The sequence below is a fragment of the Pseudomonas lini genome (genome assembly GCF_964063345.1).
GTDB lineage: Bacteria > Pseudomonadota > Gammaproteobacteria > Pseudomonadales > Pseudomonadaceae > Aquipseudomonas > Aquipseudomonas lini_B.
The window spans coordinates 1907073-1922536 of record NZ_OZ061318.1 but is presented as its reverse complement, the minus strand read 5'-3'; the positions used below and the strand labels follow the sequence as shown (position 1 = coordinate 1922536).

The window sequence follows — 15464 nt, the reverse complement described above, 5'->3', positions numbered from 1 at the left end:
CGCTGGGCTGCGAAGCAGTCCCAATCCTGCACAGGCTGCTGAGTCTCAGGTAATCCGCATTGACCTGTTTACGACTGCTGCTGCGCAGCCGAGCGGGAGCAAGCCCCTCGCCACAAAAGCGCCTCAATTACAGGGGAGGCTGTTTTACGTTGGAACGAAGTTATCCAGCATCCGGTTCACCGCCAGTTCACCCAACATGACGGAGTTCTGGATGCCGAGCACGGTGTTGCGCTGCGGGCCGTTCAGCATCCCCGCGAAATCACTCAACATCACGCTCGCCGCCGCCAGCGATTCGCAGGCGTTGATCAGCAGGGTTTCGTTGTCGGCGTCGGGGGCGACGGAGTAAAGGGTGCTGGGTTTGCGTGGGGTGTCTTTGGGAATGACCGGTTTGAGGTAGTAATCGAGGGCGCGGTCGGCGGCTTCGTTGAGCTTTTTGGAGCCTGGGGTTTCGTACGGGGAAACGTCGTCGGTTTCCGGTGGGTTTGGTGTAATTTTGAACATTGGATTGGAACTCCTGTTAGTAGAGCTGCAACCTGTCTCGCTACTAAACGGAAGGGTGGCAGCTGTGCGCAAGTTAGTAGACCGGCCCCAATCCAAAACCGGCGCGCCCGAGGGCACCATGCGCACAGCTACCATCAAGTGCAGGTGAATACCTGACTGGATGACACTTGTGCGTCCGGATGGGGAAAAAAGCCGGGCTACTAAACCCGATCACTGGGAATCAGTGACACGAACCAAGTTACCGACGGGCCTCCAGGCGCACAAGCCGGCGGATTCTGACGTGGTTGTAGGCGACGGCGCAAGGCGCTGTAGCTTTCAGGAAGTAACGCTAAACAGAACTAAACACGCCCTCTCAAACACCCCAAAACCTGTGGGAGCGGCGGTGCGACGATTCGACTTGCCCGCGATGGCGGCGTGTCAGTCACCGCAGATGTCGTTTTGAAAACCGTCATCGCGGGCAAGCCCGGCTCCCACAGGGAGAGTGGAACGGCTGCCACACGGGCTCAGCCTTCGGGTGTATCGTTCAAACTTTCCGGCGCGACCCAAGCCTGCGAGGTGTGTGATGAGTACCCCCCTGAAAATCGATTTCGTCAGCGACGTGTCTTGCCCCTGGTGCGTCGTCGGTCTGTATAGCCTGACCCGTGCCCTGGATTTGCTCGGCGACGAAGTCCAGGCCGAGATCCGTTTCCAGCCGTTCGAACTGAACCCGAAGATGGGCCCCGAAGGCCAGAACATCACCGAACACATCAGCGAAAAGTACGGCTCGACGCCTGAGCAATCGCAGAAGAATCGCGAAATGATCCGCGCACGTGGTGCCGAGGTGGGTTTTGCTTTTCGCACGGACGGCAATAGCCGTATCTACAACACTTTTGATGCTCACCGCTTGCTGCATTGGGCCGGGCTGGAGGGGTTGCAGTTCAACCTGAAAGACGCACTGTTCAAAGCGTATTTCACCGAGGGCGGCAATCCGTCGGATCACGGGCAATTGGCGCAGATCGCCGAAAGCGTGGGGTTGAACCGGCAGCGGGCCGAGGCGATTCTGGCGTCCGATGAATTCGCCAAAGAGGTTCGCGAAGAAGAACAGTTGTGGTTAACGCGCGGCGTGAGTTCAGTGCCGACGGTGGTGTTCAACGGGCAGTACGCCGTCAGTGGCGGGCAGCCGGTGGAGACGTTTGTCGGTGCGATTCGCCAGATCATGAGTGAAGCCAGGGGCGGTACCGTGAGCTGATTTGTGGCGAGGGAGCTTGCTCCCGCTGGGGTGCGCAGCAGCCCCAATAACAACGAACTGTTTCTGTCAGGCACACCGAGCACACCTGTTTTGCGGCTGCTGCGCAGCCGAGCGGGAGCAAGCTCCCTCGCCACAGTTCACAGTTCACAGTTCACAAGTCACAAGTCACAGAACACAAGGGTGGATGGTCAGGCGTGCAGGCGAACCCACACGCTGACGAGCACCGTCGCCGCCATCAACCACGCCACCGCTGCCACCGCCAGCGAAGCCTCCAGCCGCATCCGGTCGACCATCACGTACAAGGTCGCCAGGTAGACGAAGTACGGAATGATCGACCACATGCCAAACACGATGGTGGTTTTCAGATCATCCAGCGAACGCCCCTTGCCGACGATGTAATGAGCGATCAGCGCAAAGGTCGGAAACAGCGGCACCAGGCCGGCGATGTAATAGTTTTTGGTCTTGGCCAGCATGGCCAGAATCACCACCACTGCCGCGCCCAGGGTTGCTTTGAACATCAGGTCCATCAGTGGCTCAACCCGTATTTCTTCACTTTGTCGAACAGCGTGGTCTTGGCCATCCCCAGTTCCTGGCTGGCCTGGGTCAGGTTGCCGCCGCTGCGCTGCAAGGCGTCGATGAGCAGGTTGCGTTCGAAGGCTTCCACCGCTTCGGCGAAGGCCAGGCCCTGATTGCTGCCGCTGGTACCGGACTTCTTGAAGGCCGGCAGGCCAAGGGCGAAACGCTCGGCGACGTTGCGCAATTCGCGCACGTTGCCCGGCCAGTCGTGGCTCATCAGGGTCGACAGGGTCTGATTGTCCAGCTCCGGCACCGCGCGGTCGAAGCGCAGGGATGACTGCTGCAAGAAGTGTTCGAACAATTGCAGGATGTCTTCGCGGCGTTCGCGCAGCGGCGGCAGTTCCAGGGTCACCACGTTCAGGCGGTAATACAGGTCGCTGCGAAACTCGCCGGCCTTGCTCGATTGATCCAGATCGGACTTGGTCGCAGCGATTACCCGGCAATCCACGGCCACGCTCTGGTTCGAGCCGAGGCGTTCGAGGGTGCGTTCCTGCAACACCCGCAGCAATTTGATCTGCAGCGGCAGCGGCATGCTTTCCACTTCATCGAGGAACAGCGTGCCGCCGTCGGCGTGTTCGATCTTGCCGATCCGCCGCTTGCCCGCACCGGTGAAGGCATTGGCCTCGTGGCCGAAGATTTCGCTTTCGAACAGGTTCTCCGGCAGGCCACCGCAGTTCAGCGCGACGAACTGTTTAGTGTGCCGACGGCTGAAGTCGTGCAGGCAGCGTGCAACCAACTCTTTACCGGTTCCGGTCTCGCCTTCGATCAGCACGTTGGCCGAGGTATCGGCGACGTTGGCGATCAGTTCCCGCAGGTTCTGCATCGCCGGCGAGCGTCCGATGATCCGGCCTTCGAGGGAATCGCGCTCGAACAGTTGTCGACGTAACGACGACACTTCCCGCGCCAGGCTGCGTTGCTCCAGGGCGCGGCGGGCGACGTCCACCAGGCGTTCGGGGGAGAAGGGTTTCTCCATGAAGTCATAGGCGCCTTTCTGCATCGCGCCGACAGCCATGGAAATGTCGCCGTGGCCGGTAATCAGCACCACCGGCAGGCTGCGATCGCGGGCCTTGAGCCGGGTCAGCAGTTCCAGGCCATCGATGCCCGGCAGGCGGATGTCGCTGATGACGATGCCGGCGAAGTTATCGCCGACTCGCTCCAGCGCTTCTTCAGCGCTACCCACACCCATGCAGGGAATATCTTCCAGGGTCAGCGCCTGTTGGCAACCGAGCAGGACATGGGGGTCGTCTTCGACGATCAGCACACTAAGGTCGTTGTTCATATCGGCTCGGCGGGAGTGGGGCTTACCAACGGTAAACTGAGGACGAAGGTGGTACCACCGCTGGCCGGGTGTTCGACACCCAGATGCCCGCCGGTGGCAGCGGCCAGGCTCGCGGAAAGGGTCAGGCCGAGGCCCAGGCCTTGTTCGCCGGGTTTGGTGGTGAAGAACGGTTCGAACAGATGCTTGCGCGTTTCGGCATCGATGCCGTGGCCGTTGTCGCGTACCCGCAGGCGGTATTTGCCATCACACTGTTCGCCTTCCAGCCAAAGCTCTGGCAGCGGCTGTGCCTGCATGGCGTCGAGGGCATTGCCGATCAGGTTGACCAGGATCTGCTCCAGACGGGTCTGGTCGATCTGCACCTGCACATCGACGAAGTCACGGTGCAGTTGCAGATGCGCGCTTTCCATCCGGCTGCCCAGCAATTGCAGGGCGGCGTCTACGGCTTTGCCAAAACTGGCCTGGCCCTTGTCATCACCGCGCCGGGCGAAGGAACGCAGGCTGGCGGTGATCCGGCCCATGCGGTCGATCAGTTCGTTAATCGTCTTGAGATTGGTGCTGGCCACATCCAGCTGACCGCGTTCCAGAAAGCGCACGGTATTGCCGGACAAGGTCCGCAAGGCTGCCAGCGGCTGGTTCAATTCGTGGGCGATGCTGGTGGACATCTGGCCGATAGCGGCCAGTTTGCCGGCCTGGACCAGTTCATCCTGGGCCCGGCGCAAGGTCTCTTCGGCCTGTCGGCGTTCACGGATCTGGCCCTTGAGCCGTTCGTTACTGGCGCGCAGGTCGGTGGTGCGTTCGGTAATCCGACGCTCCAGTTGATTGTTGGCTTCCTGCAAGGCCTCCCGCGCCGCGAGGCGGGTGGCGATGACCTTGCGCCGCTCATTCCAGGCGATCAGCAGAAAGGCCACCAGGGCAAACGCGACTGCCACCAGAATCCCCTGATTGATCGCTTCACGCCGCAGGTCTTGCAGGGGCGTGAGCAGGGTGAAATTCCAGGGTGTATCGCTTAAAGGACGGGTTTGCGAGAGGTAGCTGATGTTCTCTTCATCGGACACCAGTTCGCTGTTGGCGGGGAAGGTCAGTTTCTCCTCACCTTCAGCCAAAGGCTCGCGCGCCAGCGGTTGCAGTTCGTTCAGCGGATACCAGTAATACTGGAGGCTGCGGGCCAGGCGTTCCTTCGTTTCATCGCTCAACGGCACCACTGATTTGAGCCGCCGCGCCGGATCGCTGGAGAGAATGATGATGCCGTTCTCGTCGCTGACGAAGGCTTCCAGGCGCGCACGCTGCCAGCGTTCTTCCATGGCTTCGAGGCGAACCTTGACCACCGCGACGCCGGTAATCTTGCCATGCTCTTCCAGGCCGTGCGCCAGGTAATAGCCAGGTTCGCCGCTGGTGCTGCCGATGCCGTAGAAACGCCCCGGCTGACCGCGCACGGCGTTCTTGAAATAGGCACGGAAGGACAGGTCTTCACCCAGATAACTGTCGACATCGCGCCAGTTGCTGGTGGCCAGTACGCGACCGGTGGTGTCCATCACATAAATGGCCCGACTGCGGCTACGCCGGTTCAGGCCTTCAAGGTATTCGTTGACCGTCTGCCGTAGTTCCGGAGACGGGTCGGCCAGCAGCCTGGAAACACTGGATTCGAGTTCCAGCAGGCTGGGCAGGTAGGTGTACTTGCTGATTTCGCTCTCGACGGCGCGGGCGTGCAGTTCCAGCTGACGCTGGCCGTTCTCGCTGAGGCCGCGAATTCCGTAGTGTTCACTGACCCAGAAGCCGATACAACCCAATCCAATCATCAGGGCGATGACCAGCGGCGGCAGGAACAGATGGCGAATCAAACGGGGTTTCACGGCGAGTGATGGCGGCGCGGCGCGATAGAGAGTGGAGTCGCATTTCATCACAGATGCCTTGGGTCAACCACAACACAAATCTACAGGTCACCACAGATCCTTGTGGGAGCTGGCTTGCCTGCGATAGCGGTCGGTCTGTCAATGATGATGTCGACTGACACTCCGCTATCGCAGGCAAGCCAGCTCCCACAGGGGGAGCGGCGTCCGATGCTTAGTGCTGCAAAATTTTCGCGAGGAAGTGCTGTGTACGCTCGGCACGGGCGTTGATGTCGCCGAAGAACTCTTCTTTCTTGCAGTCTTCGATGATCTTGCCCTGGTCCATGAAGATCACCCGGTCCGCCACTTTACGGGCGAAGCCCATTTCGTGGGTCACGCACATCATGGTCATGCCTTCGTGGGCCAGTTGCACCATCACGTCGAGTACTTCGTTGACCATTTCCGGGTCCAGCGCCGAGGTCGGTTCGTCGAACAGCATGACGATCGGGTCCATCGCCAGCGCACGGGCAATCGCCACACGCTGTTGCTGACCACCAGAAAGCTGGCCCGGGTGCTTTTTGGCGTGGGCAGACAGGCCGACGCGCTCAAGCAGTTGCAGGGCTTTTTTGCTGGCTTCTTCCTTGCTGCGGCCCAGCACCTTGATTTGCGCGATGGTCAGGTTATCCATGATGCTCAGGTGCGGGAACAGTTCGAAATGCTGGAACACCATACCGACGCGCGAACGCAGTTTCGGCAGGTTGGTCTTCGGGTCGGCGATGGACGTGCCATCGACGATCACGTCGCCTTTCTGGAACGGTTCCAGCGCGTTGACGCATTTGATCAGGGTGGATTTGCCGGAACCGGATGGCCCGCACACCACGATCACTTCGCCTTTTTTGACCTCGGTGCTGCAGTCAGTCAGTACCTGGAAGTCGCCATACCACTTGTTGACATTCTTGATAGAGATCATACGGCAAACCTTTTTTGCAGACGCTTGACCAGCTGCGAGGCGGCAAAGCTGATGATGAAGTATGTGAAACCAGCGAAGATCAGGAACTCATTGGAGCGGCCGATGATGTCGCCACTGGCGCGCGAGGCATTGAGGAAGTCCACCAGACCCACCGCGTAAACCAGCGAGGTGTCCTGAAACAGGATGATGCTCTGTTGCAGCAGCAGCGGGGTCATTTTGCGGAACGCTTGCGGCAGGATGATCAATCGCATCATCTGGCCGTAGCCCATGCCCAATGCCTGGGCGGCGCCCATCTGGCCCTTGGGGATCGACTGCACGCCGGCCCGGACGATTTCGCAGAAGTACGCCGCTTCGAACATCATGAACGCCACGATGCACGAGGCGAACGCGCCGATCGGGGTGTCTTCACCGGTGATCCAGCGCAGTACGAATGGCACCGCCAGGTAGAACCAGGTGATGACCAACAGCAGCGGGATCGAGCGGAAGTAGTTAACGTAGGCGCCGGCAAGGTTCGACAGCAGTTTGTTGTGGGACAGGCGCATCAGTGCCAGCAGGGTACCGAGGATGATCCCGCCGCTCACGCCCAGAGCCATCAGTTTGAGGGTCATGACCATGCCGTTCCACAAACCCGGCAGAGACGGAATGATGCCCGTGAAGTCGAATTCCATCATTTACCTCCTACGGAAATCAGGCCCGGTACGGCGACTTTCTTCTCGACCCCACGCATCAGCAGCATCAGGCCCATGTTGAGCGTGAAGTAGATCAGCGTTGCCAGGGTGAAGGCTTCGAACAGGTTGGCGGAGAACTCGGCGGTCTGTTTGGTCTGCGCAAGCAGCTCCATCAGGCCGATCAGCGAGGCCACGGACGAGTTCTTGAACACGTTCAAAAATTCCGAGGTAAGCGGCGGAATGATGATGCGATAAGCTTGGGGCAGCAGCACGTTCCAGTAGATCTGCGGCAGCTTGAAACCCATGGCACGGGCAGCAGATTCCTGACCGCGAGGCAGCGCCTGGATACCAGTACGTACTTGTTCGCAAACCCGGGCAGTAGTGAACAGACCCAGGCACACGACGACGCTGAGGAAAGCCGAAGTGGTCGGGTTGAGATCCTGCTTGTACCACTCTTGGATGTCCGCAGGCAGCAGGTCGGGCACCAGGAAGTACCAGATGAACAGCTGAACCAGCAGCGGCACGTTACGGAAGAGTTCGACGTAGCAGGTCGCAATGCCCGATACGATGCGATTCGGTACCGTGCGCATGACGCCCAGAATCGAGCCCAGCAGCAGCGCGATGATCCAGGCGGCGACGGCGATGGCGATGGTCCAGCCCAAACCGGAGAGGTACCAGTCGAAATAAATCTCGCTGCCCACGCCGGTGGACTTGAAGAACACGCCCCAGTCCCAGTTGTAATTCATTAGGGTCTCCCCTCGGATTCGTTCGATTTACAAATGCCCGCCTGGGGAAGCTCCGTTCCCGCCCGAACCTTGAAGTTCAGGCACACACGAACGGCTCGACAGCCACCGGTTCGAGTGTTTCCAGAAATGCCAGCAGGGGTGACAAATCCCTGAAAGGGCGCAGGCCCTCTCAGGGGATAAGGTTAGTCAGAAATCAGGATTTCTTTTCGTCAGCCGCTTTGTCGGTCGGATTGGCGATCAGGGCCTTGAGCTCTTCGCTCATCGGGAACATCAGGTTCAGGCCTTTTGGCGGGATTGGCTGCATGAACCATTTTTCGTAGATCTTGTTGATCTCGCCAGACTTGTAGGTCGCCACGATGGCGTCGTCGACAGCTTTCTTGAACGGCGCGTCGCCTTTGCGAACCATGCAACCGTAAATTTCATTGGACTGCGCAGTCCCGGTCACGGCCCAGTCGGTCGGCTTCTTGGCCTTGGCCATTTCACCGGCCAGCAAGGCGTCGTCCATCATGAAAGCCACGGCACGGCCGGTTTCCAGCATCTGGAAGGATTCGCCATGGTCTTTGGCGGAGATCACGTTCATGCCCATCTGCTTGTCGGCGTTCATCGACTTGAGGATGCGCTCGGACGTGGTACCGGCGGTGGTCACGACGTTCTTGCCTTTAAGGTCGGCGAAGTCTTTGTACGGCGAATCTTTCTTGGCCAGCAGCTTGGTGCCGATTTCGAAGATGCCGACGGAGAAGTCAACTTGTTGCTGACGCTCGACGTTGTTGGTGGTGGAGCCGCACTCGACGTCCACGGTGCCGTTCTGCACCAGCGGAATACGGGTTTGCGAGGTCACCAGGTTGTATTTGACCTGGAGGTTGGGCATGTCCAGGTCTTTCTTGATGGCTTCGACGATTTTCAGTTGGATATCGTGGGAATAGCCGACCGGTTTGCCGGAAGCGTCCGCGATGTAGGAAAACGGAATGGAAGCGTCACGATGCCCGAGGGTGATGGTGCCGGACTCTTTGATCTTCTTCAGTGTGCCGGTGAGTTCGGCAGCGAAAACTGGAGTGCTAATCAGAGCGGCAGCAATGGCTGCGCCCAGGATATGGGGAACGATGCGCATCAAATTTTCCTCGACATTGTTTTTTTTATGGAGCCAGTTCATCGGCCTTTTGGTGCTTCGAATGCCTGACGGCTCCTGAAGCGTTGGCGCAACAGGCATTCGTCCAAGAGTGTAGAGCATGACTCGTGCCAGGCCAGGCGATATAGATCAAGTTATTGATTTATAAGGTTATTAAATATTTATGGCGTTGAATATTTTATTGGGCGATCCGGTTTACCGAATCGACTGGCAAGTCGCGTTCGGAAAACCGAATGAAATTTTGGGTTTTCCTCAAACCGGGAGCGGGCTTGCCCGCGATAGCGGTGTATCAGTCGACATTATTACTGACTGTGCTGGCGTCATCGCGGGCAAGCCCGGCTCCCACAGGGGATCGCGATGCATTCGGAATACAAAAAAGCCCCTGAACCTTTCGATTCAGGGGCTTGGGTTCAACCGGATTCCCGATCAGGCCGCTTCGATCTTGCTGCGGTTCTGCTCAACCTTGTTCAGATAGTCAGCCAGCTTCTGCTGCTCGTCCGGTGTGGTGAACAGCCCAAGCTTGCTGCGGCGCCACAGAATGTCGTGGGCGGTGGTCGCCCATTCTTCGCTGCACAGGTAATCGACTTCGCGGGTGTAGAGACCGCCGCCGATGTGTTCGCCCAGATCACTGAGGCTTTCCACACCTTCGAGCATGCGCCAGGTGCGGCTACCGTAAGTGGTGGCCCAGCGTCGAGCGATCTCGGTGGGCAGCCAGTCGAATTGGTCGCGAATCCGCGAGCTCAAGGCCTGCGGGGTGGTCATGTCTTCACCGCCGGGCAGGGTAGCGCTGGCGGTCCAGCTTGGCTTGATGTGGGTGAAGTACGGGGCCAGTTGCGCCAGTGCCGACTCGGCCAGTTTGCGGTAAGTCGTCAGTTTGCCGCCGAACACCGACAGCAGCGGTGCTTCTTCGCCACTGCCCGACAACGCCAGGGTGTAATCGCGGGTGACGGCCGACGGGTTGTCGGACTCGTCGTTGCACAGCGGACGAACGCCGGAGTAGCTGTGCAGGATGTCGTCGCGGCTGACTTGCTTCTTGAAGTGGGCGTTGACCACTTTGAGCAGGTAATCGGTTTCGCCTTCAGTGATCGCAACTTTCGCCGGGTCGCCGGTGTACTCGCGGTCGGTGGTGCCGATCAGGGTGAAGTGGTTCAGGTACGGAATGGTGAACACGATGCGCTGATCTTCGTTCTGCAGAATGTGCGCGTGTTCGCCTTCATACAGCTTCGGCACGATCAGGTGGCTGCCCTGGATCAAACGGATGCCGTACGGCGACTCCATCTTCAGGTCGTCACGGATGAACTTGGCGACCCACGGGCCGGCCGCATTCACCAGCGCTTTGGCGCGGATCGAAAACAGGCTGCCATCGGCGCGTTCCAGATTCAGGTGCCACAGGCCCTTGGTGCGACGGGCACTGACGCAACGGGTTTGGGTATGGACGTGAGCGCCTTTCTCGCGGGCGGCCATGGCGTTCAGTACAACGAGACGTGCGTCATCGACCCAGCAATCGGAATATTCGAAGCCTTTGGTGATTTCGCTTTTCAGTGCGCTGTCCGGGCCGAACTTCAGGCTTTTCGAGCCTTCGAGCTTTTCCCGTTTGCCAAGGTGATCATAAAGGAACAGGCCGGCGCGGATCATCCAGGCCGGACGCAGGTGCGGGCGGTGCGGCAGCACGAAGCGCATCTGTTTGACGATGTGCGGCGCCTTGGCCAGCAGCACTTCACGCTCGGCGAGGGCTTCGCGCACCAGGCGGAATTCGTAATGTTCGAGGTAGCGCAGGCCGCCGTGGATCAGCTTGCTGCTGGCAGACGAGGTGTGGCTGGCCAGGTCATCCTTTTCACAAAGGAACACCGAAAGACCGCGACCGGCGGCATCCGCTGCGATCCCCACGCCATTGATCCCACCACCGATGACGGCGATATCGTAAACCTCGGCGAGAGGGGGCGTAGGCAAGGTAGAAGTGGGCATCGGCTGGCCTCGGGCTTTTGATTTTCTATATTGGAATTCGAACATTAATGTTCATTTACGAAAATATTAGCCCATAAAGACGCCCACAGCCAGTCAACTTCGATTGAAAATACTGATCGAAGGGCGGTTAAAGGAAAATTTACGAACATTTAGATGTGCGATTGGGCGCAAGAGGATTGTTGTGTGGCCTGTACCGACGCCATCGCGGTACAGGCGACGAAGATGTGAGGGGGGTTAAACCACTTCCAGCCGAATCTTGTGCTGGCTCAACAACTGCGCCAGGGCCGGCGAGGGTTGCTGGTCAGTAACCAGGCAATCGATCAGGCTGATCGGTCCCAGGCGAATCATGGCATTGCGCCCGAATTTGCTGGAGTCAGCCGCCAGAATCACCTGCCGGGCATTGGCGATGATCGCCTGGGATACCCGTACTTCCTGATAGTCGAAGTCCAGCAAACTGCCGTCTTCATCGATACCGCTGATGCCGACCAGGGCGAAGTCGACCTTGAACTGGTTGATGAAATCGACGCTGGCCTGACCGACTACACCACCGTCGCGCCGTACGTTGCCACCGGTCAGCAGAACGTCGAAATCGTCCTTGGCGCTGAGCATCGAAGCGACGTGCAGGTTGTTAGTGATGATTTTTAGATGGTTGTGGTTGAGCAGCGCCCGAGCGATGGATTCGGTAGTGGTACCGATATTGATGAACAGCGAGGCGTGATCGGGAATCTGAGCGGCAATGGCTTCGCCGATGCGCTGCTTTTCATCGCGCATCTGATCGGCGCGCATGGCGTAGGCGGTGTTTTCGACGCTGGAATCATAGGCTGCGCCACCGTGGTAGCGACGCAGTAAATTGACTTCCGCCAGTTGATTGATATCGCGGCGGATGGTTTGCGGTGTAACGACGAACAGCTGAGCCATTTCCTCGATGCTGACATAGCCGCGTTCGCGGACCAGTTCGAGGATTTGCTGCTGACGGGGAGGCAGATTCATGGGGCTTCCTTTGGGCTGCCGTGCAAAATTTGCCCATGATGCCGGAGGAATCTGCTCCCTGCCAGTTAGAACCCGTCCTCGATTTATTCAGCGCCCTCGTGCGGTTCCCAATCGCGAGTACGGCTGACAGCTTTTTTCCAGCCAGCGTAGAGTTTTTCCTTCGCTGTTTCGTCCAGCGTCGGTTCGAACTCGCGCTCGATCACCGCCTTGCCGCGCAACTCGTCCAGGCTGCCCCAGAAGCCACAAGCCAAGCCAGCCAGGTAAGCCGCGCCCAACGCTGTGGTTTCGCGCATTTGCGGGCGTTCGACCTGAGTGCCGAGGATGTCGGCCTGGAATTGCATCAGGAAGTTGTTCGCAACTGCGCCGCCGTCCACGCGCAGGGACTTGAGGCGTTCGCCGGAGTCCTGCTGCATGGCGTCCAGAACGTCGCGGGTCTGGTAGGCAATCGACTCCAGCGCGGCGCGAATGATGTGATCCACGCGTACGCCACGAGTCAGGCCGAACAGCGCGCCACGGGCATACGGGTCCCAGTACGGAGCGCCCAGACCGGTGAAGGCCGGCACCAGGTACACGCCGTTGCTGTCCTTGACCTTGTTGGCGAAGTATTCGGTGTCGTGGGCGTCGTTGATGATTTTCAACTCATCACGCAGCCACTGCACGGTGGAGCCACCGTTGAATACCGCTCCTTCGAGGGCGTAGGCCACTTCGCCGCGCGGGCCGCAAGCGATGGTGGTGAGCATGCCGTGTTTGGACTTCACGGCTTTGTCGCCGGTGTTCATCAGCAGGAAGCAACCAGTGCCGTAGGTGTTTTTCGCCTGGCCTGGCTCGACGCACATCTGGCCGAAGAGGGCCGCCTGCTGGTCGCCGGCAATACCGCCAATGGCGATGCCACTTTTGGTGTGGCCGTAGATTTCGGACGAGGACTTAACTTCCGGCAGCATCTCGCGCGGGATGTCGAGGACTTCCAGCATCTTCGCGTCCCACTCCAGCGTGTGGATATTGAAGAGCAGGGTGCGCGAGGCGTTGGTGTAGTCGGTGACGTGCACTTTGCCGCCGGTGAATTTCCAGATCAGCCAGCTATCGATGGTGCCGAACAGCAGTTCACCCTTGCGCGCACGCTCACGGCTGCCTTCGACGTTGTCGAGGATCCACTTGAGTTTGGTGCCGGAGAAGTACGGGTCGGTGACCAGGCCAGTGGTGTCGCTGATGTATTGCTCGTGGCCATCGCGCTTGAGCTGCTGGCAGATTTCGGTGCTGCGGCGGCACTGCCAGACGATCGCGTTGTAGATCGGGCGGCCGGTGGTCTTGTCCCAGACCACGGTGGTTTCGCGCTGGTTGGTGATGCCGATGGCCGCGACCTGGTCGTGATGCAGGCCGGCTTGCGCCAGGGCCTCGACCATCACGGCGCTTTGGGTGGCGAAGATTTCCATCGGGTCGTGTTCAACCCAACCGGCTTGCGGGTAATGCTGTGCGAATTCGCGCTGGGCGGTGCAGACCACGTTCGCGTCGCGGTCGAAAATGATCGCGCGGGAGCTGGTCGTACCCTGATCGAGGGCAATGATGTAGTTCTTATTCTGTATGTCGGTCATGTCGATTGCCTTGGACGAAAATTAGGAAGTGAGGTCAGGCGCGGGACCAAATGGCAGGATCACGCGCCAACGGTTTCAAGACGTTCTTGGTTTGCCGTCAATGGCCGGTACTGCATCCTTTGTAGCAGGTATGGCGCTGGGCAGATGACGGGCAATCAGCCCGCGATAAGCAGCAGCACCGAGGCAGGCACCGACAATCGGTGCAAAAATCGGGATCAGGAAGTACGGGATATCGCGCCCGCCAGTGAAGGAAATTTCACCCCAGCCAGCGAAGAAAGTCATTAGTTTAGGACCGAAGTCACGGGCCGGGTTCATTGCGAAACCGGTCAGCGGGCCCATCGAACTACCAATCACAGCAATCAGCAGACCGATCAGCAACGGTGCCATCGGCCCTTTGGGCAGGCCATTGTTATCGTCGGTCAACGACATGATCACGCCCATCAGGATGGCGGTGATGATTACTTCAACCAAGAAGGCCTGGGCTGTGGTCAGGGCAGGGTTCGGGAAAGTGGAGAACACCGAAGCCAATTCAAGGCTGGCCTGGGTGCCACGAACCATTTGGTGAGTTTGTTCGAAATCGAAGAAAAGGTTGCTGTACAGCGTGTAAACCAACAAGGCCCCGCAGAAGGCGCCAGCCACCTGGGAGAAAATATAGAGAGGCAGTTTGCGCTTTTCGAAGTCAGCGAAAATGCTCAGCGCGATACTTACGGCAGGATTGAGGTGCGCGCCGGAAACGCCGGCGGTGAGGTAGATCGCCATGCTGACGCCAACCCCCCAAATGATGCTGATTTCCCACAATCCGAAGCTGGCACCCGCCACCTTGAGCGCGGCAACGCAACCGGTACCGAAAAAGATCAGCAGCGCAGTACCCAGAAACTCGGCCATGCATTGGCTCGAGAGCGACGGTTGTTGTAAAGCAGTTGTCATTGAAAACCTCATTTTTGTTGTTGTCTGGCGCTTCTTTCATCATGGTCAAAGCGCGATTTTCACCGAGGCAGGATCCCCATCCTGTACTCGGCTTACTGCTGGGTGCTGCGGTGAGACATTCGTACAGTATTCAGATTCGAAAAAATATAGACAAGAAACGCTGCTGTCAAAGGTCGAAAGTGAACTGTCGGTCACATTTCAACTATTAGTTACGTGAATGACCGCAGCGTTCATCAGGCAGGCCGGTCGTGGACGAACGGCAGAGGAGCCCGGCAAAGCCTTTGAAATAGAGCCGCAATAGAGCCTTTTATCGATCAATGGCCTAGAATCCTGCGCAGTATTTTTCTTCTGCCGCCAAGTTTGGAGTTGCCATGACCCCCGCATTGGATTTGTTGAAAAAAGTTCGTGCCGAACATCGCGTGCACAGTTACGAACATGATCCGAAGGCAGCGTCCTATGGTCTGGAGGCCGCGGAAAAATTGGGATTGGACCCGGCGCAAGTGTTCAAGACATTGCTGGCGGCCAGTGAGAAGGGGGAATTGTTGGTGGCGGTGGTGCCGGTCGTCGGAAGTCTGGACTTGAAGGCGCTGGCCCATGCCGCCGGTGTTAAAAAAGTAGAAATGGCCGATCCCGCGGCTGCACAGCGATCGACGGGGTATCTGTTAGGCGGCATCAGTCCGCTTGGGCAGAAGAAGCGCCTGCGCACCTTTATCGATCATTCGGCTCAGCCTTTTTCCAGCATCTTCGTCAGCGCCGGACGGCGCGGCCTGGAAGTTGAACTGGCGCCCGCCGTGTTGGCCGAACACACCCAGGCGAAGTTCGCCGATATCGGTCGCGCCTGAGCAGAAGTCTCGGGCGTTCAGCCCGGGTCGAAAAGCTTTGGCAAGTCGAGTCTTGTTTATCAGTGTTCGGCGCGGGGCGGGGAGTTGTTCTGCCGGCTGGAAGGGGGAAAGATAGGCGGGGATGCGACGCAAAATCCCAATGTGTGTGGGCTTGCTCGCGAAGGGATCATAACATTCAACATCATTGTTGACTGTTACACCCCTTTCGCGAGCAAGCCCGCTCCCACATGT

At 58.7% G+C, this 15464-nt stretch carries 14 protein-coding genes and 1 pseudogene; 3 read left to right on the top strand and 12 right to left on the bottom strand.

Annotation, left to right across the window (positions count from 1 at the left end):
- Positions 1-144: 144 nt before the first annotated feature.
- Positions 145-501, bottom strand: a complete 357-nt coding sequence (locus AB3226_RS08650) for a DUF6124 family protein (RefSeq protein WP_367372772.1) — start codon at positions 499-501, stop codon at positions 145-147.
- 562 nt (positions 502-1063) lie between these two features.
- On the opposite strand from AB3226_RS08650, the gene AB3226_RS08645 reads away from it, so the two are divergent.
- Positions 1064-1729 carry a DsbA family oxidoreductase gene (locus AB3226_RS08645; RefSeq protein WP_367372771.1) on the top strand — a complete coding sequence of 222 codons (666 nt, stop codon included), beginning with the start codon at positions 1064-1066 and terminating at the stop codon, positions 1727-1729.
- A gap of 188 nt (positions 1730-1917) precedes the next feature.
- Here the strand turns inward: AB3226_RS08645 and AB3226_RS08640 are convergent, their stop codons facing one another.
- The 11 genes from AB3226_RS08640 to AB3226_RS08590 form a co-directional block, all read right to left on the bottom strand.
- Positions 1918-2247 carry a GlpM family protein gene (locus AB3226_RS08640; RefSeq protein WP_185047110.1) on the bottom strand — a complete coding sequence of 110 codons (330 nt, stop codon included), beginning with the start codon at positions 2245-2247 and terminating at the stop codon, positions 1918-1920.
- Between the two features lie 8 nt (positions 2248-2255).
- A complete protein-coding gene (locus AB3226_RS08635; RefSeq protein ID WP_367372770.1) occupies positions 2256-3584 on the bottom strand; it encodes a sigma-54-dependent transcriptional regulator in 1329 nt (442 codons plus the stop codon).
- Entirely contained in the window at positions 3581-5482 is a 1902-nt protein-coding gene (locus AB3226_RS08630) for an ATP-binding protein (RefSeq protein WP_367372769.1), read from the bottom strand. Before AB3226_RS08630 ends, AB3226_RS08635 begins: the two co-directional genes overlap by 4 nt.
- Before the next feature lie 163 nt (positions 5483-5645).
- Positions 5646-6380 carry an amino acid ABC transporter ATP-binding protein gene (locus tag AB3226_RS08625; RefSeq protein WP_038981857.1) on the bottom strand — a complete coding sequence of 245 codons (735 nt, stop codon included), beginning with the start codon at positions 6378-6380 and terminating at the stop codon, positions 5646-5648.
- Complete coding sequence (locus AB3226_RS08620; RefSeq protein ID WP_367372768.1) at positions 6377-7048, bottom strand: amino acid ABC transporter permease; 672 nt, start codon at positions 7046-7048, stop codon at positions 6377-6379. The genes AB3226_RS08625 and AB3226_RS08620 overlap by 4 nt, the downstream gene beginning before the upstream one ends.
- Positions 7048-7794 (bottom strand): amino acid ABC transporter permease, encoded by a 747-nt coding sequence (locus AB3226_RS08615; protein WP_030128211.1) that lies wholly within the window; start codon positions 7792-7794, stop codon positions 7048-7050. Before AB3226_RS08615 ends, AB3226_RS08620 begins: the two co-directional genes overlap by 1 nt.
- 193 nt (positions 7795-7987) lie before the next feature.
- Positions 7988-8902 (bottom strand): glutamate/aspartate ABC transporter substrate-binding protein, encoded by a 915-nt coding sequence (locus AB3226_RS08610; protein WP_367372767.1) that lies wholly within the window; start codon positions 8900-8902, stop codon positions 7988-7990.
- Positions 8903-9346: 444 nt separating this feature from the next.
- Positions 9347-10885, bottom strand: coding sequence for a glycerol-3-phosphate dehydrogenase (glpD, locus tag AB3226_RS08605; RefSeq protein WP_367372766.1), 1539 nt, complete (start codon positions 10883-10885; stop codon positions 9347-9349).
- Positions 10886-11119: 234 nt separating this feature from the next.
- Positions 11120-11875, bottom strand: coding sequence for a DeoR/GlpR family transcriptional regulator (locus tag AB3226_RS08600; protein WP_007898523.1), 756 nt, complete (start codon positions 11873-11875; stop codon positions 11120-11122).
- Between the two features lie 83 nt (positions 11876-11958).
- Entirely contained in the window at positions 11959-13464 is a 1506-nt protein-coding gene (gene glpK, locus AB3226_RS08595; RefSeq protein WP_367372765.1) for a glycerol kinase GlpK, read from the bottom strand.
- 75 nt (positions 13465-13539) lie between these two features.
- Positions 13540-14391, bottom strand: a complete 852-nt coding sequence (locus AB3226_RS08590) for an MIP/aquaporin family protein (protein ID WP_367372764.1) — start codon at positions 14389-14391, stop codon at positions 13540-13542.
- Positions 14392-14762: 371 nt separating this feature from the next.
- On the opposite strand from AB3226_RS08590, the gene ybaK reads away from it, so the two are divergent.
- On the top strand, positions 14763-15233 hold the full coding sequence (gene ybaK / locus AB3226_RS08585) for a Cys-tRNA(Pro) deacylase (RefSeq protein ID WP_367372763.1): 471 nt from the start codon (positions 14763-14765) through the stop codon (positions 15231-15233).
- Positions 15234-15260: 27 nt separating this feature from the next.
- A pseudogene (locus AB3226_RS08580) lies at positions 15261-15362 on the top strand (isomerase); the annotation flags it as partial.
- Positions 15363-15464: the final 102 nt, after the last annotated feature.

Bases quoted from the DNA above. Each gene is read 5' to 3' on its own strand.
- AB3226_RS08650 (WP_367372772.1), bottom strand. From the start codon at position 501: ATGTTCAAAATTACACCAAACCCACCGGAAACCGACGACGTTTCCCCG.
- AB3226_RS08645 (WP_367372771.1), top strand. From the start codon at position 1,064: ATGAGTACCCCCCTGAAAATCGATTTCGTCAGCGACGTGTCTTGCCCC.
- AB3226_RS08640 (WP_185047110.1), bottom strand. From the start codon at position 2,247: ATGTTCAAAGCAACCCTGGGCGCGGCAGTGGTGGTGATTCTGGCCATG.
- AB3226_RS08635 (WP_367372770.1), bottom strand. From the start codon at position 3,584: ATGAACAACGACCTTAGTGTGCTGATCGTCGAAGACGACCCCCATGTC.
- AB3226_RS08630 (WP_367372769.1), bottom strand. From the start codon at position 5,482: ATGAAATGCGACTCCACTCTCTATCGCGCCGCGCCGCCATCACTCGCC.
- AB3226_RS08625 (WP_038981857.1), bottom strand. From the start codon at position 6,380: ATGATCTCTATCAAGAATGTCAACAAGTGGTATGGCGACTTCCAGGTA.
- AB3226_RS08620 (WP_367372768.1), bottom strand. From the start codon at position 7,048: ATGGAATTCGACTTCACGGGCATCATTCCGTCTCTGCCGGGTTTGTGG.
- AB3226_RS08615 (WP_030128211.1), bottom strand. From the start codon at position 7,794: ATGAATTACAACTGGGACTGGGGCGTGTTCTTCAAGTCCACCGGCGTG.
- AB3226_RS08610 (WP_367372767.1), bottom strand. From the start codon at position 8,902: ATGCGCATCGTTCCCCATATCCTGGGCGCAGCCATTGCTGCCGCTCTG.
- glpD (WP_367372766.1), bottom strand. From the start codon at position 10,885: ATGCCCACTTCTACCTTGCCTACGCCCCCTCTCGCCGAGGTTTACGAT.
- AB3226_RS08600 (WP_007898523.1), bottom strand. From the start codon at position 11,875: ATGAATCTGCCTCCCCGTCAGCAGCAAATCCTCGAACTGGTCCGCGAA.
- glpK (WP_367372765.1), bottom strand. From the start codon at position 13,464: ATGACCGACATACAGAATAAGAACTACATCATTGCCCTCGATCAGGGT.
- AB3226_RS08590 (WP_367372764.1), bottom strand. From the start codon at position 14,391: ATGACAACTGCTTTACAACAACCGTCGCTCTCGAGCCAATGCATGGCC.
- ybaK (WP_367372763.1), top strand. From the start codon at position 14,763: ATGACCCCCGCATTGGATTTGTTGAAAAAAGTTCGTGCCGAACATCGC.